The organism is Rhizobium phaseoli, assembly GCF_003985125.1.
Classification (GTDB): domain Bacteria; phylum Pseudomonadota; class Alphaproteobacteria; order Rhizobiales; family Rhizobiaceae; genus Rhizobium; species Rhizobium phaseoli.
Window position 1 is genome coordinate 33,090 of record NZ_ML133585.1, and the last position, 23,547, is coordinate 56,636.

19 protein-coding genes are annotated in these 23,547 nt (G+C 57.1%); 9 read left to right on the top strand and 10 right to left on the bottom strand.

Features of this window, described 5'->3' with window-relative positions; all coding sequences use genetic code 11:
• Positions 1-140: 140 nt before the first annotated feature.
• On the bottom strand, positions 141-740 hold the full coding sequence (locus tag EFD56_RS25760; RefSeq protein WP_126906650.1) for a transglutaminase-like cysteine peptidase: 600 nt from the start codon (positions 738-740) through the stop codon (positions 141-143).
• 305 nt (positions 741-1,045) lie between these two features.
• Here EFD56_RS25760 and EFD56_RS25765 point away from each other — a divergent pair, with 305 nt between their 5' ends.
• The 5 genes from EFD56_RS25765 to EFD56_RS25785 all read left to right on the top strand — a co-directional run bounded on the left by EFD56_RS25765 (position 1,046) and on the right by EFD56_RS25785 (position 7,787).
• Positions 1,046-2,473 (top strand): O-antigen ligase family protein, encoded by a 1,428-nt coding sequence (locus EFD56_RS25765; protein WP_064818827.1) that lies wholly within the window; start codon positions 1,046-1,048, stop codon positions 2,471-2,473.
• A 285-nt stretch (positions 2,474-2,758) separates the two neighbouring features.
• Positions 2,759-3,970: a polysaccharide biosynthesis/export family protein gene (locus tag EFD56_RS25770; RefSeq protein ID WP_012484909.1), complete on the top strand. Its 1,212-nt coding sequence runs from the start codon at positions 2,759-2,761 to the stop codon at positions 3,968-3,970.
• Positions 3,971-4,050: 80 nt separating this feature from the next.
• Positions 4,051-4,758: a sugar transporter gene (locus EFD56_RS25775; protein ID WP_126906651.1), complete on the top strand. Its 708-nt coding sequence runs from the start codon at positions 4,051-4,053 to the stop codon at positions 4,756-4,758.
• Positions 4,759-4,809: 51 nt separating this feature from the next.
• Positions 4,810-7,083 (top strand): polysaccharide biosynthesis tyrosine autokinase, encoded by a 2,274-nt coding sequence (locus tag EFD56_RS25780; protein ID WP_004676372.1) that lies wholly within the window; start codon positions 4,810-4,812, stop codon positions 7,081-7,083.
• A complete protein-coding gene (locus EFD56_RS25785) occupies positions 7,083-7,787 on the top strand; it encodes a hypothetical protein (protein WP_126906652.1) in 705 nt (234 codons plus the stop codon). Before EFD56_RS25780 ends, EFD56_RS25785 begins: the two co-directional genes overlap by 1 nt.
• A 187-nt stretch (positions 7,788-7,974) precedes the next feature.
• On the opposite strand, the gene rapA2 is transcribed toward EFD56_RS25785, so the two are convergent.
• Positions 7,975-8,679, bottom strand: a complete 705-nt coding sequence (gene rapA2 / locus EFD56_RS25790; protein ID WP_064818825.1) for a calcium-binding lectin RapA2 — start codon at positions 8,677-8,679, stop codon at positions 7,975-7,977.
• Positions 8,680-9,352: 673 nt separating this feature from the next.
• Here rapA2 and EFD56_RS25795 point away from each other — a divergent pair.
• The 4 genes from EFD56_RS25795 to EFD56_RS25810 all read left to right on the top strand — a co-directional run bounded on the left by EFD56_RS25795 (position 9,353) and on the right by EFD56_RS25810 (position 15,336).
• The gene (locus tag EFD56_RS25795; protein WP_126906653.1) at positions 9,353-10,909 is read left to right on the top strand and encodes a right-handed parallel beta-helix repeat-containing protein; all 1,557 of its coding nucleotides are present in this window, start codon (positions 9,353-9,355) and stop codon (positions 10,907-10,909) included.
• Positions 10,910-11,388: 479 nt separating this feature from the next.
• Positions 11,389-13,152: a type I secretion system permease/ATPase gene (locus EFD56_RS25800; RefSeq protein WP_126906654.1), complete on the top strand. Its 1,764-nt coding sequence runs from the start codon at positions 11,389-11,391 to the stop codon at positions 13,150-13,152.
• Positions 13,153-13,166: 14 nt separating this feature from the next.
• On the top strand, positions 13,167-14,507 hold the full coding sequence (locus EFD56_RS25805; RefSeq protein WP_016733854.1) for an HlyD family type I secretion periplasmic adaptor subunit: 1,341 nt from the start codon (positions 13,167-13,169) through the stop codon (positions 14,505-14,507).
• A gap of 133 nt (positions 14,508-14,640) precedes the next feature.
• Entirely contained in the window at positions 14,641-15,336 is a 696-nt protein-coding gene (locus EFD56_RS25810; protein WP_085743063.1) for an SGNH/GDSL hydrolase family protein, read from the top strand.
• Between the two features lie 19 nt (positions 15,337-15,355).
• Here the strand turns inward: EFD56_RS25810 and EFD56_RS25815 are convergent, their stop codons facing one another.
• The 8 genes from EFD56_RS25815 to EFD56_RS25850 form a co-directional block, all read right to left on the bottom strand.
• Positions 15,356-15,832 carry a glycosyltransferase gene (locus tag EFD56_RS25815; protein WP_126906655.1) on the bottom strand — a complete coding sequence of 159 codons (477 nt, stop codon included), beginning with the start codon at positions 15,830-15,832 and terminating at the stop codon, positions 15,356-15,358.
• Positions 15,829-16,287: a glycosyltransferase family protein gene (locus tag EFD56_RS25820; RefSeq protein WP_016733851.1), complete on the bottom strand. Its 459-nt coding sequence runs from the start codon at positions 16,285-16,287 to the stop codon at positions 15,829-15,831. The genes EFD56_RS25815 and EFD56_RS25820 overlap by 4 nt, the downstream gene beginning before the upstream one ends.
• Before the next feature lie 109 nt (positions 16,288-16,396).
• Positions 16,397-17,776 carry an O-antigen ligase family protein gene (locus EFD56_RS25825; protein WP_126906656.1) on the bottom strand — a complete coding sequence of 460 codons (1,380 nt, stop codon included), beginning with the start codon at positions 17,774-17,776 and terminating at the stop codon, positions 16,397-16,399.
• Positions 17,777-17,800: 24 nt separating this feature from the next.
• Positions 17,801-18,784: a glycosyltransferase family A protein gene (locus EFD56_RS25830; RefSeq protein ID WP_126906657.1), complete on the bottom strand. Its 984-nt coding sequence runs from the start codon at positions 18,782-18,784 to the stop codon at positions 17,801-17,803.
• A complete protein-coding gene (locus EFD56_RS25835) occupies positions 18,781-19,665 on the bottom strand; it encodes a glycosyltransferase family 2 protein (RefSeq protein ID WP_126906658.1) in 885 nt (294 codons plus the stop codon). The genes EFD56_RS25830 and EFD56_RS25835 overlap by 4 nt, the downstream gene beginning before the upstream one ends.
• 24 nt (positions 19,666-19,689) lie before the next feature.
• Positions 19,690-20,637: a glycosyltransferase family 2 protein gene (locus EFD56_RS25840; protein ID WP_126906659.1), complete on the bottom strand. Its 948-nt coding sequence runs from the start codon at positions 20,635-20,637 to the stop codon at positions 19,690-19,692.
• Positions 20,638-20,677: 40 nt separating this feature from the next.
• The gene (locus EFD56_RS25845; protein ID WP_126906660.1) at positions 20,678-22,198 is read right to left on the bottom strand and encodes a lipopolysaccharide biosynthesis protein; all 1,521 of its coding nucleotides are present in this window, start codon (positions 22,196-22,198) and stop codon (positions 20,678-20,680) included.
• Positions 22,195-23,538 carry a polysaccharide pyruvyl transferase family protein gene (locus tag EFD56_RS25850; protein WP_126906661.1) on the bottom strand — a complete coding sequence of 448 codons (1,344 nt, stop codon included), beginning with the start codon at positions 23,536-23,538 and terminating at the stop codon, positions 22,195-22,197. Before EFD56_RS25850 ends, EFD56_RS25845 begins: the two co-directional genes overlap by 4 nt.
• Between the last annotated feature and the right edge of the window lie 9 nt (positions 23,539-23,547).

Below are 23,547 nucleotides of genomic sequence, written 5' to 3' on the forward strand. Positions count from 1 at the left end.
GGGATATGACAAGTCGAGCCGGCATCGGAGCTGGCTCGACCTCAACCCCGGGACGGGTGAAATTAATTATTTAGATGGGGGCGTTGCGGCGGCTCAGGCTCGTCACGGCCTTGCCGGAATTGCCCCAGCCGCGCCGGTTTTCACAGGCGATACCAGACATAAGGGTCGGTATCCGATTGAATTTTGTCCCAGCGCAGATCGGTATCGCGCCAGTTCTTGATGCTGCTTTTCCTGTTGTCGAGCACCAGGTCGCCCTTGTCGGTTCTGACCACGAGGACCGCATGTCCTTCGCCGGAGGGCGTATAAGCCGTTGCAATCCGCAAAGCGCGCGACGACCAGCCCATTGCCATCAGCCGACTGCGCTTGGTCAGCGCAAAATCCTCACAGTCGCCGCTGCGGACATTCACCTTCCAGACATCGCCGTTCAGTTCGTTGCGGGAGTCGTTTCTGCCGATCATCGTACGATTGACGGTGTTGTTGACATCCTTCAACTGCAGCATTTCCCTGTCCGTCAGCGTGATGACCGACAAACCATTGTTGTCGCGGCATTCGGCGGGGTTCTGGGCGCAGAACAGCACCTGAGCGAAAGGCGGAATGATCGTTCCTTTTTCAGAGATATAGCTCACTGCCGAACCGCTGGTCAGGCCGCGGGCAAAGCCTGCGGGGCCGGCGGCGAACGCAGAGCAGGCATTCGTTGCTGTAAAAGCCAGTGTCAGAAGTGTAACGAACGTCTTCTTCATCTCTTAATCCCCGTTCAGGGCAACCGATTGAGATCAGGCTTGCCTTTTTTCTCAGTCAATGGCATGGCGGATCAGTGATCTGCCAAGTATTGGGCGCAGAACGTCTGTCCCGTTTCTGCTGCTTGAAGGGAGCATAATCGGGGCCGGTCTCGATTGGCTTAAGCCTTTCGCGACAATTTTAAACGATGTGGAATTCTGTCGCACTTTAACACGCAAGTGTTTGATATGCAACTTATGTTAGTACGAGTATATTAACCGTATTGGTTGTATCTCTCTCGAATGCCGCGGCTGGTGAGCGAATCGAAATGTTATCCAACCTCATCAACGGGCAGGTCCTGCGGGAGACAATCCTCTTTGCCTTCATTGGTCTTGTAGTATTAACGCTCATTCCGTTCGGAAGCGTCACGCCGTTTCCTTTCGCCTTTGCTGCGATCGGGATGTTTGCTCTGGCCATAATTGCGGGGCTGCTGTTTGGAGAGCCGAGGCAGGCCGGATGGGTGTTCAGCGTGGCTCTGTTTCTGCTGGTCGTGCTGACGGGGTGGACGTTCGTCCAGACAGTCGAATTGCCAGCCAATTGGCTGGCAAACCCCGCCTGGAGCGCTGCGCGTGAACTGGCGGGCGTTCAATACGCGGCGATCTCCGTCGAGCCGGCCGACACGCTTGCCTCGATTCTCTGGGTGGCTCTGCCTTTCGTGACTTTCCTGACCGGACTGGTGTTATGCGATACCGATCAACGGGCGCGGAAAGTGCTGGCCAGCCTAGGGCTCACGGCGGGCGTGATTGCGGTTTTCAGTCTGATACAATTTTCGATGTTTCCCAACGTCCTGATCGTCATCGAAAAACACGCCTACCTCGACAGCCTGACGGCCGTGTTCGTCAACCGCAATACCGCCGCGACGTTCCTCGGGGTAGGCACGCTGCTCATGATGACCGTGGTCAGAGACATTGCCCGTTCCTATTCCAATCATCCGCCCGGCGAGCCGGGCCGAAACGTTCTTCTCTTGAGAGTGTGGATCTACATTCTGCTGTTGTGCGCGTGTTTCACCGCGCTGATGCTGAGCCGATCACGCGCTGGGATATTCGCGACCTTTGTTGCCGCTCTCATCTATTTTCCATGGCTCGTCATCTCCTGGAACAGCTCCAGGCGCCATATGAGGCGAACGCCAAGATGGCGGTCGATAGTGAAGCTTCTTTCGGCGATGACTTTCGTCGTCCTGTTGCTGAGCATGTTTGCCGGCCAGGCGATTTTGCGCGCGCAACAGCGGCGTCTTGAGGATGACGATCGTTTCTGCATCCTGCCCGGTATTTGGCGTGCCATTTCGGATCATTGGGTGACGGGGACGGGTCTTGGCACCTTCCGCACCGTATTTTCCGCCTATCGCGATCCGGCCTGTGGCATTTTCGGGATCTTCGATCGCGCTCATAATTTCTATCTCGAAGGATTTCTGGGCCTCGGAATCATATTTCCGATCGCGGCGATCATTGCCTTCTCGGTGCTTGTCAGAGTGTTTTGGCGGGGGCTCGCTCAAAGGCGCCGCCTGAGACATTATGTTCTTCTTGGTCTGGCGGCGACGGTATTGGTCGCCCTTCATGCCGCGGTTGATTTTTCGCTGCAAATACCAGGCTTTGCAGTATTTTTCGCCGCTTTCCTCAGCGCCGTTGTCGCCATCAGCCTTGGACGCAATGGCAGCGAAGCGGAACGGCAATATGTGCGGCCGGTCGATGGTCGATGATTGAACAGATGGTTTCATGAAGGTTTTTCGAAAATACCGATTGGGGGGTAACGCGCTGTTGACTCTGAAACGCAAGAGATTTTATAGCGGGGGCAGCCTTCAGGCCGTTGCCGGCAACAGAGAAGCCGGATTGCAGCGTATTCGCTTGGTGAAGGGCTTGGCGTTGCCAGCCCGCCACAGTTAGAGGATTGTTAATCCGCCTACAGTGATTATTGGTCAGGGATTGTCTTGTATTTTGTAAGATTGCGAGGCAGTAGCTTCAGGGGCGTCAACACAGGTTATTCTATGGGTTGTTTTCCTATCGGTAGTACACGCGTCGCCATTGTTGTAGCGCTAACGAGTATATTGGCAAGCTGCACGTCCTTGCCAAGATCCGGTCCCGATCACAAAGACGTTGATCGAGATGCGGCAGTGAAAGTCACAACGAAGGAGCGTCGCGTCGGTATCGACTACGCCCTGGTTGATCTCAGCAAGAACGTCCTGCCATATTTTACCACTCCGCAGCCGACCTCCTTCAAAGGGTTTGGCGGTGGTCGCGGCGGGGCACCTGAAATTCCGCTTGGTTATGGCGACGTCGTCCAGGTTGCCATCTTCGAAGCTCAGTCCGGGGGGTTGTTCATTCCGTCGGATGCCGGCAGCCGACCCGGCAATTATATCAATCTGCCGGAGCAGACCATCGATCGAAACGGAACGATCACGATCCCCTATGCCGGTCGCGTTCCGGCCGCCGGTCGCCTGAAGGAGACTGTGGAGCAGGACGTCGAAGATCGGCTGGCCAGCCGGGCGATCGAGCCGCAGGTGGTTATTACGACAACGACCAGCCGCTCCAGCCAGGTGGCCGTGCTCGGTGACGTCAACAATCCTCAGCGCATCACGATCAGCCCGGCCGGTGAGCGCGTTCTCGATGTCATTTCCGCCGCAGGCGGCTTGACGACCAACAATATCGAAACGAATGTGACGCTGCAGCGCCGCGGCAAGACGGCAACGGTCGCCTACAATACGCTGCTGAAGAATCCGGCGGAGAATATCTATGTGGCGCCGAATGATACGGTCTCGGTCGATCATGAGCGCCGCACTTATCTTGCACTCGGCGCCGCCGGCGTCAGCGGCCGTTTCGATTTCGAAGAATCCGACCTGACCCTCGGAGAGGCGATCGCCAAGGCCGGCGGCCTGCGCGACGACCGTGCGGATCCGGCTCAGGTTCTGCTCTATCGCCTTGTGGCTAAGAAGACGCTTGCGGCGATGCATGTGGATACGACAAGATTTGCGGGTGAGACGGTTCCGGTGATCGTCCGCGCCAACATGCGTGACCCGGCAACCTTGTTTGCCGCTCAGCAATTCAAGATGGAAGACAAGGATATTATCTATATTTCCAATTCGGACTCTGTTGAATTGGTCAAGTTCCTTGACATCGTAAACTCGGTATCGTCCTCTGTTGCCGGAGTGACGGACGATGCCCGAGATACCCGTAACGCGGTACAAGATCTTGGCAATTGATTGAAATAGGCGGCGTCGGTCGAAGCGATCGACGCCGCACTCTGTTTCTGTTAGCGGATTTGATGAAGGAAACCGTTGATATGGCAAGGTCTGGTGTTTATCGTAAGCTTGCATATGGCGGGATTGCCCTTGCAATGTTTGCCGGCATGAATTCAAGCGCGTTCGCGGCGGCCTGCCTGGGTCCGGCAAGTCTCACTCCCGTCGACGTCAGCGGCTTTACGGCCAATCCGGCCATTCTGCTCGAGATGTCCGATCCTCTGGTCCTGTCGTCACGTGTTCGCGCGCTGGTCGGCAGCAGCAACGACGCCCTGTCGCCGGTGATCGAGCAGGCCAAGAAGGCCAGCGCGCTGCAGATGGCGGCGATCGGCTCTGGTCTCGGGCGGGCTGCAAACAGCTGCCAGGTGACCGACCCGCAATTCAAGCTGGCGATCGAAAAGGCTGTGGCCGAAGCGGCTAGTGCCGATCCCAACCTGGCGCCGTTGCTGGCCGCCTTTGCCAAGGTTCTCGCCGAAGGCGGCACTGCGGCGCTCGGCCCGGCCGGTGCAAGCGCGGCTGCCGCACCCGGTATCGGCAATGACGGGTCAATTGGGCGGACGGGTCCGGGTTCGGATGACGGCACGCCTTTCGACGGCGCCGCGACGACCGCCGGTACGCTGCGGGCTTCGAATGCCGGCGCCAGCGATGACTCGTCTTCGACCACGACAACAATAGTCAGCACAAACGGGGCGGGGCAGTCGTCAACCGACCCGACGCAATCGACGAGTCAGAGCGTGCCCGTCACACAATAGCTGGATTTGCCTGTAGATCTTAGCGCTTGACGCCTTTGTTGGAGATCGAAATTGCTGTCGCCAGATAAACTTACGCCGCGTATCGACCCCTCCCGCGATACGGGAAACGAAGCTGATTTCATCGATTTCGACAAGCTGATTGCCATTGCTCGCCGGCAATGGCGGATCGTTGCGGCTTGTGCTTTCGCCTTTGCCATTCTCGGCATCGTTTATGTCCTGACAGCTGTGCCGGTTTATACCTCCGACACGAGCGTGTTGATCGACCGCAGCGACAATCAGGTCATCAATCAGCTCGCCGCTTTCGGCCAACTGGACGATGACGAAGGCACGGTTCTCAGCCAGGTCGAGCTGTTGAAGTCCGATACGATCGCCTATGCGGTTGTCGACAAGCTGAAGCTGGTCGACAACCCGGTATTCAACGCACCGAAAAACTCGCTCTTTTCTGTCGCGACGCTGAAGTCTCTGGTGAATTTTCGTTCCTGGTTTGCCGATGATGCGGCTGTCGCACCGGACCCGCAAGCGCAACGGAGAGCGGCCGCAGAAACGGTCGCGGGCAATATCGACGTCGAACGCGTGGGCAAATCCTACGTTCTCGATGTCAGCTACACCTCGCAGTCGCCGGACTTGGCGCGAGACATCGCCGCCGCCATTGCCGACGTTTACATGGTCGATAAGCTCAATTCCAAATACGAGGCGACACGCCGAGCCGGCGAGTGGCTGCAGGAGCGTATAGAAGAGCTGCGGCAACAGGCACTGGACACCGACCTCGCGGTGCAGAAATTCCGCAGCGAGCATGGGCTTGTCGAGTCAGGATCCGGCACGCTGCTCAGCGAACAGCAGCTCTCCGAGCTCAACAGCCAGTTGATCACTGCCCAGGCCGCGACGGCGCAGGCCGAGGCGAAATATGCCCGCATCAAGTCGATCATCCAGGCCAAGCAGACCGATGCGATCGTGACCGACGTGCTCGACAGCTCGATTTCGAACGATCTTCGCAAGAAATATCTGGAAGCGTCGAAGCTTGAGGCCGAAATCGAGGCACGGCTTGGACCGGACCACGTCCAGGCGGTGCGGCTGCGTGCCGAAATGGCCGAATATGAACGGCTGATGTTCGACGAACTCAATCGTATCGCCGAAAGCTATCAGAGCGAGCTGCAGGTTGCGCAATCCCGCGAGAAATCGCTGCGCGACAGCGTTGACCAGGCAACGGGCGTAGCCGCAACGGCAGGCGAGACCCAGGTTCAGCTTCGTGAGCTTGAGCGGACGCGCGATACCTACAAGAACCTCTATCAGAACTTCCTGACGCGTTATCAGGAGGCGATCCAGCAGCAGAGCTTCCCGATTACCGCCGCGCGTATCATCACGATCGCGGAGACGCCGACGAAGCCGAGCGCGCCGAAGAGAAGCCTCGTTGTTGCTTTTGCCATGTTCCTGGGATGTGCGTTCGGCAGCGGCATCGGCGCTTTCCGCGAATTCCGCGATCGCTTCTTCCGCACCGGTGACGATGTCAAGGATATGCTCGACGTCGAGTCTCTCGGTGTCATGCCGCTGATTGAGAACAACGTCGAGGATCCGACCCTTGTCGATCCGGGCAATCCACGCAGCATCGCCAGGGGCGGCAAGACGACGACCTATGTCGAGGAGCATCCGCTATCGGCATTCGCCGAGACGCTTCGAAGCGCGAAGATCGCCATCGATATCAGCGCGGCGGATCAGCGGTGCAAGGTCATCGGCGTCGTGTCGAGCCTGCCGGGCGAGGGCAAGTCGACGACAGCCATCAACTTTGCCAAGCTTTTGGCAATGCAGGGCGCACGTTGCCTGCTGATCGACGGCGATATGCGAAATCCCGGAGCGACCCGGGCGATCGGCCGCCATGCCGAAGCCGGCTTGCTTGAAGCAATCGTCGATAACCGCCCGCTCAAGGATCTCATCCTGCTCGATCCCAAAACGAAGCTTGCATTCCTGCCGACGGTGGCGCGATACCGCGTTCCGCACTCTTCGGAGCTGCTGGCCTCGCGCGGCATGGATCAGCTGCTTGAAATGGCGCGCCAGAGCTTCGATTACATTATCGTCGACTTGCCGCCGCTCGCCCCTGTGGTCGACGCGCGCGCCATTAACCCGAAGCTCGATGCCGTCGTATTCGTGATCGAGTGGGGCAAGACCTCGCGCAAGGTGGTTCAGTCGACCCTGTTGTCCGAGCCGGATCTCTATACCAAATGCGTCGGCGCGATATTGACCAAGGTCGATCCGTCACAGATGAAGCTTTACCGGACATTCGGCTCCAGCGAATACTACTATAAGCGCTATTCGCGATACTACACCGAGTGATGCGCGGCGGTCTGCTGGTTTCGCCTGCAAGGATCGTTTTCCTTATCGTCACCGCGGTCTTCGCGGTGCTGGCCAGCCGAGAACTCTATGCGTCGATAAGAACGGCCAGCATCTCGATCGTTGCGGAAAGGATCGAGCGCGGCGACACTGTCACGAATGACATCGCGGCTAGATATGCGGCGCGCGCCATCGACGTGGTTGACGGACATTATTGCCGATCGGACATTGTCGCTGCCGGCGTCACGCTGGTTCTGGCGCAGCTCGATCGGCAGAACGTCAATATCAACTACGACGCCTGGGTCGCCGCGGCCTCGAATGCCCGCCGCTATCTGCAATATGCGCTCTCCTGCATGCCGACCAACAGCAATTTTTGGCTTCGTCTCGCCGCTGTTCAGTCGACAATTTCCGAAGAGCCGCTTGCGATTGCAGAAATGATGAAACGTTCGGTCGTCCTCGCGCCCTATGACGAGTCCATTGTGTTGACCCGGTTTTATTTCTGGAACGATTTCACCGGTGCAACACTTTCGGCGGCCAGCAGCGCCGTTGACGGCGATCTGACAACGATGTTGAAACTCGGCGACCGCTGCAGGGTGAATGCCACCATGAAAGCCATCAGCCCGCAGCTCCGTCCGGCCTTCGATCGGATCTGGGCAAGTGTCGGGGAAGGGGCAACGGCACGGTTTCGACAGCGCTGCAGCCGGTGATCACGGTTGCAAAGTTTCGATGATGGAAGCTGGCGCCCTGAATCGGTTGTGCCTATGACCGAAGGAGCTGGGTGACGCAGCTTCGGTCGCCATCGAAGCGGCGAATGGTTCGGAACATTTTACCTTCATACGACGACAACGCCCGCTGCTTGTGCGGCGGGCGTTGTTTCTTGATGGTTGTCGATGATCAGACGCTCGCGCCGGAAACGACGTCGGTGCCTGTGATGTTGAGCGTCAGCACGCCGACGTCCGTGTGGCCTTGGCCATCAGAGATCTTGTAGTACTGGACGGTTTCGGTGACGTGATCGCCGGGCGCGATATCCTGCGTCAGCTCATAGGTGAAGTCGCCATTCGCCTTGACGTGGAACGTGCCATAGGTACCGGCAATATCGGTGATGGCGCCGCTATTGCCGTTGACACTCGTGCCGTCGAACTGGCGAAGGAAGAGGTGACCATTGTCGCCCGGAATGTCGTTGGCCAGCGCGTTGCCGCTGATCAGATCGCCTTCGTTGAAGCTGTAATGGTCGTCGACCGCGACCGGCTTGACTTGGGTTACGCCCTGAATGTTGAGGGTGAACAGGCCCATATCGGTATGGCCGGCGCCGTCGGAGATCTTGTAGGAAACCTTCTCCTGAATCAGTTCGCCGTTGGTGAAGCCGATCTTGGCGGCATCGCTCAGTACATAGGTGTAGCTGCCGTCGGCCTTGACGTAGAAGGTGCCGTAATCGCCCTGGATCGTGGTGACTTGGCCGGGTTGTTTGGCGCCGACGCTCTGCTGGTCGAAGGCGCGCAGGAAAAGGTTGCCGCTAGATGTATCGTTGCTGAGCAGGTTTCCGGAAATAACGTCGGTTTCCAGAAAAGTTGCAGTATCGTCGGTTGCGTGAATAGCCATATGCCTCTCTCCTTGAAATTGATCTTCGCCGGTCATTTTTGACTTCAGCGAGCCGGCCGATTAATGATGTCTTAATAATGAGAGTCAAGCGCATGGTTAACAACAGATTGATGTCCGAGAGTGTATTTTATCAATAATGACACGCGTACAATTTGCATAAGGCGATGAAATGCTTGAATAATATCGCTTTAATAATAAGTGATTGTCTCATGTTGTCATATTGCCGCGGATCTTTCTTCTCGCTGAAAGAATTTTTATTCGCAAGCAAACGTAATGAATTTGGATTATCATGTATTGGCTTGCTAAAGCGCCGTTTAATCAGTTTGGATTATGGGCTGTTTCTGCAAGTTCTGGCGGAGAAGAGGAGGGCAGTGCCAGTTGTATTACTATCAAATGGGGCTGGTTTTCAGGAAGTGATGCCCTAACGCGGCAATGGGCAACCCAAATCCTGCTCGCTCGGGGTCGGAGCTTGGTAACTGCGTCCGGCGGAGTAAACCGGCATGCAGCCGCGCCGCTGCAACCTTGTCGTGACGAAGTATACTGAGTACACCCGGATATTTATATTGAGGATGCAAGAATTATTGCGAGATATCACGCATTTTAGTGTTTCATTTTAGCAGCCGGAGAGAGGTCGGCGGTTAGAAGGTTTTCCATTACCTTGGGAGATCGCAGCATGACCGTCTATTACGTGAATTCAGTGACAGGGTCCGACAATAACAAGGGAACCAGTGAGAGTTCAGCCTTCGCGACATTGTCTGCTGTTGAAGCCTTGAAGCTCAATCCGGGCGATAGCGTGCTGCTTGCCGCCGGAAGCGTGTTTAACGAACAGTTCGACCTGAAATATTCCGGCAGCGTCAGCGCTCCGATCACCATCGGCAGCTATGGCATTGGTGACGTGCCGGTCATTCACAGCAGCAATGACGGGATCCACGGTTCCAAGGCGTCGAATATCATCATCGAGAACATCAAGATCGCCGATACCGGCGCCAACGCGATTTATGCGGGCAGTGTCTCGAACTGGACTGTGCGCAATGTCGAAGTGTCGAATACCGGCCTCTCGGGAAAGCCGGGATCGGTCAGCTTCCAGAGCAGCCAGAACATCACGATCGAGAACAGCACATTGACCGGCGTGCATTCCGACGGCATCTGGATGGACAAGGTCAAGGGCATCACTCTCGTCAACAATACGGTCACCAACAGCCAGGGCAGTGCTGCCGACGCCATCCAGCTCAACGACAGCAGCAATATCCTCGTCAAGGACAATCATCTCGAGCAGACCGAAACCAACAGCGCCAAGGGTGTGCTGGTGCTGATCCGGGCGCAGGACGCGGTGGTCGAGGGCAATACGCTGGTGGGCGGCGGCTTTGGGCTGAGCGCGCAGGCGGGCACGAATATCACCATTCACGACAACGACATCTCGGGATATGGCGGCTACAGCTGGTCCTACGGCATCGGCCTCGGCGATCAGGGCAACGCGACAAACTACGATATCAGCGGCAACTATCTGCACGGGGGCGTATACGGCGTGCTGATCAGTGCCATCGGCAATCCCGCTTATGTCCGCGAGAATATCATTATTCATGACAATGTTTTCGATGATCTGTCGTCGTCGGCGCTGAAGGTCGACAAGCCCGCCTCGGGTTCCTTCTATGACAATATCGTCGACAGTGCGGTGTCGACGCTGACGATGCCCGCCACAATCGCTGCCCTGAACACGTTCTCCATCGGCGAAAGTAAGACGCTCGAGCAAGCGCAGGCCGAAATCGACAGCGCCGCCAGCAGCAGCACGACCGGCGATACGCAGGTCAGCTCTCCTGCGCCTGTGGCGGAACCGCTGATCGCCCCCGCGCCTGCCGCCACCGCAAAGATTGTCGCCGTGCATGACAGCCTGAAGATTGCGGAAGATGCCGGCGGCGCCTATCACGGCAACCTGCTTGAGAACGACAATGCGAGCAACGGCACGATCCTCCTTCGCAGGTTCGGCGACAGCGCGGTCGACAAGCACGGCCTGACGCTGACCGGGAAATACGGCGTCATTCACGTGGAAAGCGATGGCGACTACAGTTACACGGTCGATGCCGCCAAACTCGCCGGCCTCAGCGGCAAGGTCAGCGAATCCTTCCAATACAAGATCTCCGATGGCGCCTCCCATATCGACGCCGACAGCTTGACCGTCTCCATCAATGTCGACACATTCCACAGCAGCCACGTCTCACACTTGCTTTCCTGACGTTGACGCGGCTCCGGCATGTTCGCCGCCGGAAGCGCTCGATTCCGTTCCTTGCCCCGGCGAGTCCGGTGTGACGGACCGAGATGCGGCGGACAAACGGCGGCAAATGTTTCGCCATCGCCAGATAAATCTAACTATAGATTGCATTTATAGTTAATGCGCCAGTAGATAACGAAAGCTGAACCTGCCACGCTTTCGCCGCTTTGGATCATTATTGGGCGACTTACGCTTTTCACTTGCTTGCGTCGGTATGATTATCGTACCGTTAAGTTAGAGCCTCTGAAATTGTTCGTGATAAATTTGTATTTTTGGTCACGTTTCGGTGGGATTCATGTAATAGTGTAGGAGCGTGCCAACGGAGTCGGCGAGGGTGCCGGGTCCGAGGGTAGCCATGTCAATGATTGGGCCTGAGGGGCCTGCAACTGCAGTGCGGACGGGCGTATTCGCTGCGTCTGCGTGCGGCAGGAGAGGATTGCTTCGTGTTTCAGAGTTCAACAGCTGACGTCAATGAACCGTCTAAGGCCTTGCGGAAATGCAAAAGCGGATTGATCTTCATTGGCATAGCCAGCGCGCTTATCAATATCCTCTATCTCACAAGTTCATTCTTTATGCTTGAGGTGTATGACAGGGTTATTCCCAGCAAAAGCATACCGACGCTGGCCGCTCTGGCAATTCTTGCGCTAACTCTTTACGCCTTCCAGGGAGCCTTCGAAGTTCTCAGGAGCAGAATGCTCGTTCGCGTCGCCGGTGCGCTCGACGAGATGATGAACGGGCGGGTGTTTCGGGCGCTCATCAGGGCGCCGCTGAAGGTCAAGATCGGCGGCGACGGGCTGCAGCCCTTGCGGGATTTCGATCAGATCAGGACCTTTCTGTCCGGCATGGGGCCGACGGCGATGTTCGATCTGCCGTGGCTTCCCTTCTATATCGTCATCTGTTTCCTGTTTCATCCGGCGATCGGATATATCGCTATCGGTGGGTCGCTGGTCCTCGCCATCCTGACGTTCCTGACCAACCAAGGCACGCGTACGCTCTCCAAACGGCAGTCGGAGGCCGGCAATATGCGCAACGCTTTTGCGCAGAGCTCGATCCGTAACTCCGAGGTCATTCACGCCATGGGCATGGCGGGCACCATGGGCGAGATCTGGGATCGCAAGAACGGCGAATACCGGCAAATCACCCGGCAGGCATCGGATGTCGGCAACGGATATGCGACGCTTTCGAAGATTTTCCGTATCGCTCTGCAATCGGGAACGTTGGCGACCGGCGCCATCCTCGTCATTCAGGGACAGGCCTCTTCGGGCATCATCATCGCCGGCTCCATCCTGACATCCCGCGCTCTGGCACCGGTGGAAGCGGCAATCGGAAATTGGCGCGGTTTCGTGTCCGCCCAGCAGAGCTGGGGTCGGCTGTCGAACCTGCTGAAGACAATTCCGGAGATCCCGGCTCCGCTGACGCTTGCGGCGCCCAGCAAGCAGGTGACGGTCGAGGGTGTGGCCAGCGGACCGCCGGCCGGCCAGCGGCTGGTCATTTCCGATGTCAGCTTCGGTCTGCGCGCAGGCAGCGCGCTCGGCGTCATCGGCTACAGCGCCTCGGGCAAGTCGTCGCTGGCGCGAGCGATGATGGGAATCTGGCCGACGGTCAGGGGATCCATTCGCCTGGACGGCGCGGCACTCGATCAGTGGGACGGCGACGCACTTGGCCGCCATATCGGTTACCTCCCGCAGGACGTGGAGCTTTTCTCGGGCACCGTCGCGCAGAATATCTGCCGCTTCGCCAAGGACATGTCGCCGGAGGCCGTGGTTGCGGCAGCGCGAGCGGCCCGTGTTCACGATCTCATTCTGCGTCTGCCGAACGGTTACGAGACCGAAATCGGCGAGGGTGGTGCGTCGCTTTCGGCCGGTCAGAGACAGCGTATCGCCCTTGCGAGAGCGCTTTACGGTGAACCGTTTCTGGTCGTGCTCGACGAGCCGAATTCCAACCTCGATGAGGAAGGCGAGCGGGCGCTGAGCGCTGCGATCATGAGCGTGCGGGCACGCGGCGGCATTGTCGTCGTCATCGCGCATCGCTCCGGCGTTCTGGCCGTGTGCGACGTCGTGCTGATGATGCAGGAGGGCAGAATGATCGCATTCGGCCCCAAGGAAGAAGTTCTGGCGCGGGTCAGCCGGCCGGAAGCGGCGCGCACTTCGATTGCCGAGCGCGTGGCTCAGCTCAAAGTCGTGGTCGATGGAAATGCGGCCGAATAGGCCGGAAGGACGACATGAACAAAATTACCAATGAATCGAAACGGTCCCTCAACCGTCACGTCGCCGTAGTCGGCGCACTGTCCATCGCGCTGGTGTGCGGCATCGGCGGTTGGGCGGCGACGACCGAGCTTTCCAGTGCCGTCATCGGCGAAGGCGTGGTCGTCGTCGACGGCGACGTCAAGAAGATCCAGCACCCGACCGGTGGCATCGTGTCGAAACTCCTGGTCGCCGAAAATGACCATGTGTCGGCTGGACAGGTGTTGATACGGCTCGATGGAACGTCGACGAGAGCGCAGCTCTCGATCGTCGAAAGCACGCTGGCGCAGCTTTATGCGCGTCGTGCCCGTCTCAAGGCTGAACGGATCGGCGCCGATTCGTTCGAGGTCGAAGAAAACATCAGCGATTTGATGACATCAAGCGCTGCCGCATCCAACACGACGGCGTCCAGAAATGCCGCACAGGATCTTCTCGACGGCGAACAGAAATTGTTTGACAGCCGCAAGTCGGCGCTCGTCGGAATGAAGAGCCAGCTGGCGTCGCGCAAGGATCAACTGGGCGAACAGATCAAGGGTCTGGTCGTTCAGATCAACGCCACCAATGATTCCCTCGGCCTGATCGAACAGGAACTGGAGGGCGTCGATGCGCTCTACAAGAAGGGACTGGTGACACTTCAGCGCTTGAACGCTCTCAAGCGTGCACGCGCCGAGCTTCAGGGCAATAGCGGCCAGGAAATCGCCGCAAAGGCGGAGGCCGAGGGCAAGGCGATCGAAATCGATCGCCAGTCGATCCAGCTGGATGAAGATCGTCGTTCGGAGATTGCGAAAGAACTGACCGATGTCGAGGCGAAGATAGCCGAAAATGAAGAGCGCCGTGAAACCGCGCTCGATCAGCTCCGCCGTCTCGATATCACCGCTCCGTTGAGCGGCAGGGTGCACGAACTTGCCGTTCATACGGTGAACGGCGTCATTGAGCCGGGCCAGACGCTGATGCTCGTCGTTCCCGAAAACGACGATCTGACCGTCCAGGCGAAGGTTTCTACCCGGGATATCGACCAGCTCCATGTCGGCCAATCCGTCGATGTGCGGTTCAGCGCCTTTGATCAGCGCACGACGCCCGACGTGCGGGCCGAAATCACCTCGATTGCGCCTGATATCGTCAAGGATGAGCGAACCGGGATCAGCTACTATCCACTGCGCGTCAAGCCGGAGTCCGAAAGCCTCGCGAAGCTGAAGTCGATCAAGCTCTATCCCGGTATGCCGGCCGAAGTCTTCATCAAGATTGGCGACCGGACCGTCATCTCCTATCTGACGAAACCGCTGACGGACCAGATGCAGCACGTCTTTCGTGAGGAGTGATCGGCGGCTTCGGCGCGCCGCCGCTGCATATTGTCGCCACCTCAGGCAAGCTTTACCTTCTGGCTGAAGGCAAAGCTTGCCTTGCGCCATACTGGCGGGTGACGGACAGCTCCCGCCGCGATATGGTCTCTTCATGATATGTTTGCGGCTTTGGCGAGCGGTGCCGATGGAGAGGCGACCGGCATGGACGCTGGTTCTGTTTTTGGCCTGCCTCGTCGTGGTTTCAACGACGGGCAAGAGTGATGCCGAGAACCTTCCGCCAGTGAAAATAGTGGCTTTCGGAACATCGCTGACAGCGCGCGGGGGATGGCAGGCCGGACTTGAGGCAAAGCTTGCCGCCTGCCTGCAGAGACCCGTCAGGGTCGACAGCGTCGCAAAGAGCGGCGAGACGTCGGCCTGGGCTTTGACCCAGCTGGACCGCGTCGTTGCCGAAGAGCCGGATATCATTCTGATCGAGCTCTACGCCAATGACGCAACCGTGCACCGGTTCGTGTCGCTAGCGCAAAGCCGAAGGAATATCGGCGAGATCCTCGATCAGTTGCATCGGCGCCTGCCGCGGGCGCGGATCATTCTCATGGCGATGAATCCGTTTTCGGGACTGCGGGGGCTGATCCGTCCCTTCGTCGGCAGTTATATCTCGGCTCATCAGGCGGAGGCACAGAAGCGCGGTCTGGAGTTCGTCGATCACCGGCCCGGCTGGGAGCGCCTGAACCCGGATGAACTGGCCGCCGCGATCCCCGACGGAGCGCATCCGCGGCCAGACGTTGCTGCCAGGATCATCGTGCCCGAACTTGTCGGACACATCGCCGGCCGCGACTGCGGAGAATAGTCTGCGGCCGGTCGCGGGCTCAGCCTGCCGCGAGATAACCCTTCAGATAGTTGACCAGCGACGTCCGACCGACATCGGACGGATCTTCATGGGAGGGGCTGCTGAGGTCCTGAAGGAGATAGTCTTTGAGTTCGTCATCGTCATGCGCGACATAGATGCCTGGCCGGTCGATGAGCTGGCTGACGGTCGCAAGCTGATGATCGTTTCTGTGTTCGCCAAGGGCTGCCTTGCGGGGGACGAGAATGATCGGTTTGCCGAAACGTTTCGCCGTGAGCACGGTGCCGATGCCCGCGTGAGAGACGATCACGCTCGCCTCGCGAAAGATCCGGTCGAAGTCGGCAGGGTCGATATTCTTGATCCATTTCATGTTCTCGGGCGTGTACGTGCCCTTGCCGATCTGCGCCAGAACCGGCTTGGTCAATTCTTTGGCGAAGGCGTCGACCGATTTGACGAGGCGATCGAACGGCAGCTGCGTTCCGACGGTGACCAGGATCAAAGGACGGCTCCTGCATAATGCGGGCCGTCCGGCCGCGACAGATGTTGCCATTGCGTGAGCCAGAGCGTCGCGATATGGCCGGCCAGTTTTCCCGAAAGGGACAGCTTTTCGACATTGGCGACGCTATCGATCCAGATCGTGCGCTTGCCCGTCAATTTGCCGGCGAGCAGGCAAAAAAGCCCGGGCGCGGCACCGGTGGAGATGATGACGTCGGGCCTGTGCTTGATGACGATGGCGAAAGCGCTGAAAAAACACCGGATCGACATGGTGATCGAGTCGCGGCTGCAATCGGGAAGGACCAGTCCGTCCCGAATGTCGTATTTGGAAAGCAGCCCCGGGATCGTGGTTGCAAAGATGATGTCGCAGCCCTCGAAGGCGCTGCGCATGGTCATCAGCTGTTCCCAATGGCCGCCCCCTGACGACGCAGCGAGAACCTTCAATTTTTTCTCAGCCATAGACAGGACCTCATATTCTGAATTGCGTTAAATGTGATCCGGATTGAAACGGACGTCAATTTGCTGTTCGGATAGCGTACATATCTGGTCGCTTGCCAGGACGCGAATGTTAACTCTGTACCGCCGCTCTTCGACCAGAATTCGGCAAGGCGGCTTTCCGTGGCCTCATTCTGAAGGAACTGGGCAAGGGATCTTTCGGCAGACATACCACCATCAGCGGCCAGAGCACGACAGGCGCCAACATCAGTCCAGCCTCCATCATCGCGCCGATCATGATCATCAGGATAATTGCGACTTCTTTGGCCTGAACTTCGTTCAAGGCGGCCCCTGCCGAGACCATCGTAATACGTTGACCGAGGCGTTTGAACAAGAACAAGACCCAAGCGATCGTTCCGGGCACTCCGATGTTGAGCGCAAGTTCCAGGTAGGTGTTGTGCGTCGATCTCGCGTCGAATGTCACGTGAACAAATTGCGCCATGATGTCAGGTTGCCGAAACAGAGCGAAACCGTAGCCGAAAATAGGGTTGTCATAGACAAGCGGTATCAACTGCTCCCAGATGTTCGTTCGTCCTGAGAAGGTCAGGTCCTTGCCGAACGCATCTGCAATCATCTGCGCAGCGCCCAGATAGGCAGTGGCGCCAATGAAACCGAGGATAAGGCAGAGAAAAAACAGGAAAAAGGATCGTACGCCGGAATTGCCGATCTTGAACATTCCTTTCAGGCCGGCGAGCGTCGCGAGGCCCATGGCCAGCATGACGACGGCCGTCGACGAGCGCGAGACGCCAATCAACAACAGCATCAGCAGCAAAGCCGCCCAACGAAGCAGCATCCGATATCGAAGCCTGGAGGATGGTAAGCCGATTGAAACCACCACAATGAACGCGACGGCAAAGAACTGGCCCATCGTGTTCTTGTGATAAAACAGTCCTTTGACCATCCCGGCATAGGAACCGCCCATAATGGCGTAGCGCGGAAAGACCACCGTATACAGCACATTGGCAAAGACGGCGAAGATGGCGAAGTTTTGAAGCAGCCTGAACGTTTCGACACTGCCGTAGCGACGTCTGTAAAGCAGTGGCGCGATCGTCAGGGTCAGCACGGCGGCGATACCGCGCGCGGACGCGCCAAAGCTGATCGACAAAGCAAGGGAAGCGAGCGAAAAGGCGGCGACAACGATGACGAGGATCGGGATCCTGCGAAAATAGGAGAGAAAACGGTTGGGCTCCAAAATAAAATAGAGGCCGATCATTGGAATCAGCGAATAGAGCATCAGCTTCTGCGGAAGCGGATCCACAGCAGCATCTTCATCGAAACTCGAGGGGTAGCCGTACCACATGGCGGTTGCACGCAAGAGCGTGAGATAGAGCATGACTGTGAGGAGCCCGCGGACCAGTGTCTCCTTCTTGATGCCGTGGCGTGGCCGCGACCATACGGCGTGGCGCGTCGGGCCGATCTCCTCGGCCGGAACATAAGAAGGGCTGTAACTCATCCGAGGTCGCTCCCGCAAACGATACTAGAGGGCGGCATTTGGTTTGTATTCCTGGTATGCATGTCCGAGGATCCCGTTGACCATGCCAGCGCCGCGCAGCACGTGGGTCAGCGCCCGCATGCCCCAATAGGGTGAAATAGCGATCGCCGGCAGCATGGCCAGCCCGAGTATTACTCTCGAGGCGCCGTAGGCCGCGCGATAGAGCCGGCGTTTGAGATTGCCGTGCAGGACCTCGCTGACTGCGAAAGTGTTGCCGAGTCGGTATTGCCGTTGCAACACCCACTTCCAGGTCATGCGGCTGGCGGGAACGATATCATAAACGAGCGCTTTGTCAGCCCAGAAAACCTGCATCCCACGGCGAATGGCCTGATTGAAGAAGAGATAATCGGTGCCCCCAGTGAAGCGCATCTTCTCTTCGAAGCGCAGATTCCATGAGCGGATCAGCGGATAATCGAACATGACATTGTTCGAGGCCGCATAGGAAATGCGTTGACCGTCCTTGTTCTTCTTGCGCTCGAAAACCTTCGCTTTGATGAAATATTCCGGCGGGTTGTCGGGATAGACCGGCTGGACGGGACCGTAGACGCAATCGGCGCGGTTTTTCTCCCGGGTCTCCAGCATGGCATCAAGCCAGCCATCGACCGGCCATTCGTCATCGTCGAGAAAACAGAAGAGGTCGGTGCCGGCAGGGGCTGAATCCATGGCGCGGTTACGCGCAAAAGGTATGCCCTGGTTCGGCTCGACGACATAGATCAGATCATAGGCGCCCGTCCGGCCAAAGCCCTCGACGGTGGTTCTGGCGCTGCCGGCCGCATCATTGTCGACGATTACCATGGTCAGATGATAGGGGCGAGCCGGATGCCTGGTCTGGCGCGTCATCACGTCAAGCAGCTTGGCGATCCCGTCCAGCCGCCGATAGGTCAGCACACCGACGGCGATGTTCAACGGCGACAAGCCTGGCTGACCGGCTTCGGCCGACGAATGCGGGAAGGGGTCTTGCCGGTTCATGACTGTCCTCCGCGCAAGATATTTCCCAGACGCTTGCGCGCGGCCATCAAGGCCACTTCGATTGCGGCATCCTGGCCGAACGGACCGCCGGCGACGGTATTACGGGCCTCGCTGCGAAGTTTGAGCAGCGATGTCGTTTGCGCGATACCACCGGCTACCAGGCTCTTGCCGAGTGCCTGCAGCCCATCATAGCGGCGCGCCAGTTCCAGCCCGGTGGCGATCATGATCCGCGGGCGAAGCGTCTTTGCGCGGCTCGTGCCGGTGTAGCGGTTCGACGCATGAATGCGTTGGAATGTCAGCGGCGTCTCGATGATGGCGCCGCGGCCGAGATAGGCCGCCGCGAACTTGATATAATTGTCGCTGAGAACGACATCCGTCGCCACGGACATCGGCAATATCTGGGACAGCAGGGCGCGGCGGAAACTCAAGCCGGATGTCGGCACCGGAAGCGAGGGGAAACCGCCTTTGCGCAACGTGTCCCGCTTGTCGAACAGCGTCACCTGCAACTCCCCGGGAGGCTGGTCGTCTTCTTTGGTCGTCACGCGGTCGAAGCACCAGTCGATCTCGTTGCGGTCATAGATTTCGGCGATCCGCGCCAGTTTGCCGGGCAGGAACGCATCGTCGGCGTCGAGGAGAAAGAGGATATCCCCGCTCGCCGCGTCAAAACCGGCATTGAAGCTCGAGGCTTGGCCGCCGTTTTCCTTCAGCACGGACCGAATGCGCGTCCCGTACGAAGCGAGGATCACCCTCGAATCATCCGTGGAGCCGTCGTCGACCACGACGACCTCGAAGTCCGGATAGTTCTGCGACAGAACGCTGTCGATGCATGGGCGCAGGAACTGCCCATAATTGAAATTGTTGATCAGCACCGAGAGTTTCAAATTACCGTCTCCTAGCCCAATCCATCACCGTGCGAGTGTCTGAGGCGCATACCGGCGAATCCCGGCCCGATAGCCACGCATGTAGTAATATTTCCAGATCGCCCAGAAACGTTTTTTCGACTGCGGGAGAAGGTAAAGCATGGCCGCCCGAAGAGCCCATTGGGCACTTTCTATCCAGGTTTTCACTGGCACCCCTGCGATTCGTGGCCCGGTCGGAACATCCTGGGGAAAAAGTGCGGGCACGCCGTATCCAAGTCGCTCGCCGCGTTGCTGAACCCACTGATCGTTGACGCTGGACGCGGGAATCCAGTGATGCACGGCGGCTTCGGCGCAACGGTAGGCTTTCACTCCCCGCGCCGAAAGACGCATGATTATCTCTTGGTCTTCGCCCATTGCGAACAGACCTCCCGGCAGCGGTCCGATATCTTCCCTATACCGAATGTCGGCACCGAGAACGCTCCGCCGAATGGTGGTATTTGGTCCCCACACCTTCGTTGGGTCGCACGGTCCGCTAACCGGCTCGTCCACGATGGCAAATGTCGATCCCATAGGAATCCATTCAAGCAGCGGATTTCCCCTTGGGGACACCTCCCAATCGGGAATAATTCTTCCGCCGAAAATGCCATACTGCGGATTGGCATCTGCGCAGGTGGCGATAGCGCGAAGCCATTGGGGTTCAGCGCGTATATCATCGTCGGTAAATACGATAAGAGTTCCACGTATTTTCTCAAGCGCGGCGTTAAGCGCGCTCGATTTACCCGGTTGCGAATGTTTCAAGATTAGCAGCGGAAGGTGTTCGCGGTACGTTTCCAGCATCTCGACCGTGTCGTCTGAGCTGTTATTGTCGACAGCGATCAGTTCCCACTGGTCGTGCGGCAGATCCTGTCGGAGAAAAGACTCCAAGGTGTGCTTCAGCCGACGGCTTGCGCCGTTGTAAGATGAAAAGACGACGCTGATTTTGGGATTTGTCATGCGTCTTGGACTCCCTTTTGAAACCCCACGGCGCTGCGTCTCATACGGATCTATGGTGCGGCTTTTTGAAACGTCCCAATGCGCTAGAGCCTGCTTTCAGTATTTCCGGCTCGATACCAATTTGCGATCGACCGCTCATCACCCAAAGTAAGGCATGGGAACAGCAATAGACACTGCCTCCTAGCACTACAGTTTCGATTAGCATCTTCGCTGCGATGAAGTTGGTTGTTATCGGGTCCGAAAAATTTCGCAACGCCAGCAGCGCGATTACCATAGCGCCACCGCTGACCCACGAGCGCCAGGTTACGAACAATTGCCGCCATGGACTGAGCCCGGTCAGAGATCTGACAAGGTAGAAATTGACAACCGACACAATCACGCCGCCGGATATCACTCGAGCAACGAGCAGGCCGGTAAGACCGAAGAAATAAAGGCCGGCCAGCACGATTGGGACTCGAAATGTGAGAAGTACGATGCCCCTGTTGAACAGATTTCGTGTGGCGCCCAATGCATAGGCAAGAGCGTTTGATGGGCCAAACACGATCTGCATTCCAAGTACCGGCGCGATGAATTGAATGACCGTGACAGCAATCCCCCATTTGGGGCCGAGCGTCAGATAGACGAACGGTTCGGCTACCAGTGCAAGGCCAACGCCCATCGGAAATCCGACTGCAAATAGCGATGCCTGACTTTTCTGAAAGGCTTCATTCAACCTTGTTTTATTTCCTGCTAATTTGGCAAAGCTGGGAAATAAAACTCGTTCCAACGGCTGAAATGCGGACTGAGTGATCATTGCGGCAATGTTGTTGCCGACATTATACGCACCGAAGCTTGCAATCCCGAGCATGCCACCGGCCAGAAAATTATCGAAACGGTTTCCTATGATTGTGACGAATTGATTCAGTGTAACCCATACCGAAAAATTGGTGAGCTTTCGCCACGAGACCAACGTAAAATGGGGAATATACGGTGCCCGTATGTAAGTGGCGGAGATGGCAGTGATCGATGCGGCCAATGCTCCGGCCACAATTGCCCAATAACTCTTTGTCAGCCAAGCTATGCCGACCGCCACCACCAGTTGTGCCGTATAGTTCAGCGCCTCGTTCTTTGCGACCGTGCCGAACTCAAGTTCCTTCGAGAAGGTCACGTAATATGGGCTTCCCAGACCACTTAAAAGCGGGCGTACGGACAGGCCGGCGCAAACGCCGATAAGCCTCGGATCGTTGTAAAGGTGAGCCATGACAAAGCCGCTGATTATCATGGCAATCGCCAGCAAAACGCCGCGAATTGCTCCAAGCGTAAATGCCGTATGGAAATCTTCTTCCTTAACATCTTGATGGTGAATGAGCGCATTTGCCAAGGACAAATCCGTCACTGACGTCAGGATGACCAGCAACGTTGTCCCCAATGCTACGAGCCCGAAATCCGCCGGCACGAGGATCCGCGCAAGGATGATCGTCATGGCAAGATTTGCAAGTCGACCATAGAAAACACCTGACATCAGCCAGAACGACGCTTGAAGTGTCTTTGCGCCTATTTGTTTGGGTGCGGTTGTCATCATGAGGCCTGCTTTAATGATCGTACGCCAGTTCCAGTCTGGGACGCTTGTGACGCTAGGGATGCCTGAATGAGTGGTCCTGCCGACCAAGCTGATAGAGACTGCTCGCGAATTTTGGGGGCGGCGGCTCGAAAAAACTCGTCCAAATGGTCGGTGAATTCAAGCGCTCGTTCGGTAAAGCTTGTGGGGTCAATGTGCGATATGTCTGTTACCCATCGGCTCTGAGATAGGCCGTTATACAGTTCCGTCGTTTTGAATTCATATGAGATTGGAAGCACCGGCACTCCGGCACACAGCGACAAAATGGCCATATGCATTCTCGTCGAGATCACAAAATCAAAATCGGCAACCTTTTCGAGCAGAGCATCGGGGCCATAGAACTTCGAATCCACGAAAACCGATCTTCGGACTCCGACGTCTAGTTCATTGGCAATCTCTTGGGCGACGATGGAGTCGTCATAGTGGTATTCGGGGATACCCTGACATGTCGACAAAAACGTGACTTCTGCGTTCTTCGTTTTTACGAGAGCTGAAATCGCTTGAGAAACTGCACTTTTATACCGAGTCATGCCTTCTTTCGGCGAAAGCCCGTCAAAGTGAGCCCAATCACGAACTGAAACAGCGACCCTTAGTTTATCCGGTTGTTTCGATCCCCGCCGCTTTGACAGACGCTCCATATCTGCAAAAGCAAAAACGCTGTCGGAGATCACCTTCAGACGGTCGTGCTCGACGCCGATAGCACGCAAGTTGCCCTCGGATTTTACGTCTCTCAAAAGGGTCAACTTGGCTTGGTCTATAATGGATTTAATTCGGTTCCGGTTGTCCGGCTTATTGAACGGGCCAAGCGACTGCGTGAACAGGACCAACGGCTTTCTGAGCATTAAATCCTTTTCAAACTCTTCAAGACGGGTCGAAAGATCGTAATGCTCAACGAGATAGGTACCTCCCGTGGATACAATGAGATCGGCCTTGGCATAGAGTCCGATATTTGCACGTAGCTGCTCGCTCAGAAGCGGACTCCAGCCAACGTCTCCGCTCTTTCGCGCCAAATTCAGCAACCTGCGGAATTCAAATTTCTTCAACCGGTCGATATTCCGGCGTAGCCGTATCGCCAACCGCTTCCCAACGAAGGGAAGTGAAATCGATCGTGTTGCCGCCAGAGTAGTTGTCAACGGTCGGAATTTAGTGTCCGTATAGTATTTCGCGGAGATCTCCGGATTACTGTCAAATACAACAAATTCGACTTGCTCACCAAACGTGCGACGCAAAATTCGCATGATTGCCAGCATAATCGCCGCGTCACCGGCATTCAAACAAACGGTGTTTTCTATCAAAATCAACATAGCGACCTG

Coding starts and splice junctions, on each gene's coding strand:
- EFD56_RS25760 (WP_126906650.1), bottom strand. CDS start 740: ATGAAGAAGACGTTCGTTACACTTCTGACACTGGCTTTTACAGCAACG.
- EFD56_RS25830 (WP_126906657.1), bottom strand. CDS start 18,784: ATGAACCGGCAAGACCCCTTCCCGCATTCGTCGGCCGAAGCCGGTCAG.
- EFD56_RS25765 (WP_064818827.1), top strand. CDS start 1,046: ATGTTATCCAACCTCATCAACGGGCAGGTCCTGCGGGAGACAATCCTC.
- EFD56_RS25810 (WP_085743063.1), top strand. CDS start 14,641: ATGATATGTTTGCGGCTTTGGCGAGCGGTGCCGATGGAGAGGCGACCG.
- EFD56_RS25825 (WP_126906656.1), bottom strand. CDS start 17,776: ATGAGTTACAGCCCTTCTTATGTTCCGGCCGAGGAGATCGGCCCGACG.
- EFD56_RS25820 (WP_016733851.1), bottom strand. CDS start 16,287: ATGGCTGAGAAAAAATTGAAGGTTCTCGCTGCGTCGTCAGGGGGCGGC.
- EFD56_RS25805 (WP_016733854.1), top strand. CDS start 13,167: ATGAACAAAATTACCAATGAATCGAAACGGTCCCTCAACCGTCACGTC.
- EFD56_RS25845 (WP_126906660.1), bottom strand. CDS start 22,198: ATGATGACAACCGCACCCAAACAAATAGGCGCAAAGACACTTCAAGCG.
- EFD56_RS25850 (WP_126906661.1), bottom strand. CDS start 23,538: ATGTTGATTTTGATAGAAAACACCGTTTGTTTGAATGCCGGTGACGCG.
- rapA2 (WP_064818825.1), bottom strand. CDS start 8,679: ATGGCTATTCACGCAACCGACGATACTGCAACTTTTCTGGAAACCGAC.
- EFD56_RS25840 (WP_126906659.1), bottom strand. CDS start 20,637: ATGACAAATCCCAAAATCAGCGTCGTCTTTTCATCTTACAACGGCGCA.
- EFD56_RS25775 (WP_126906651.1), top strand. CDS start 4,051: ATGGCAAGGTCTGGTGTTTATCGTAAGCTTGCATATGGCGGGATTGCC.
- EFD56_RS25785 (WP_126906652.1), top strand. CDS start 7,083: ATGCGCGGCGGTCTGCTGGTTTCGCCTGCAAGGATCGTTTTCCTTATC.
- EFD56_RS25795 (WP_126906653.1), top strand. CDS start 9,353: ATGACCGTCTATTACGTGAATTCAGTGACAGGGTCCGACAATAACAAG.
- EFD56_RS25770 (WP_012484909.1), top strand. CDS start 2,759: ATGGGTTGTTTTCCTATCGGTAGTACACGCGTCGCCATTGTTGTAGCG.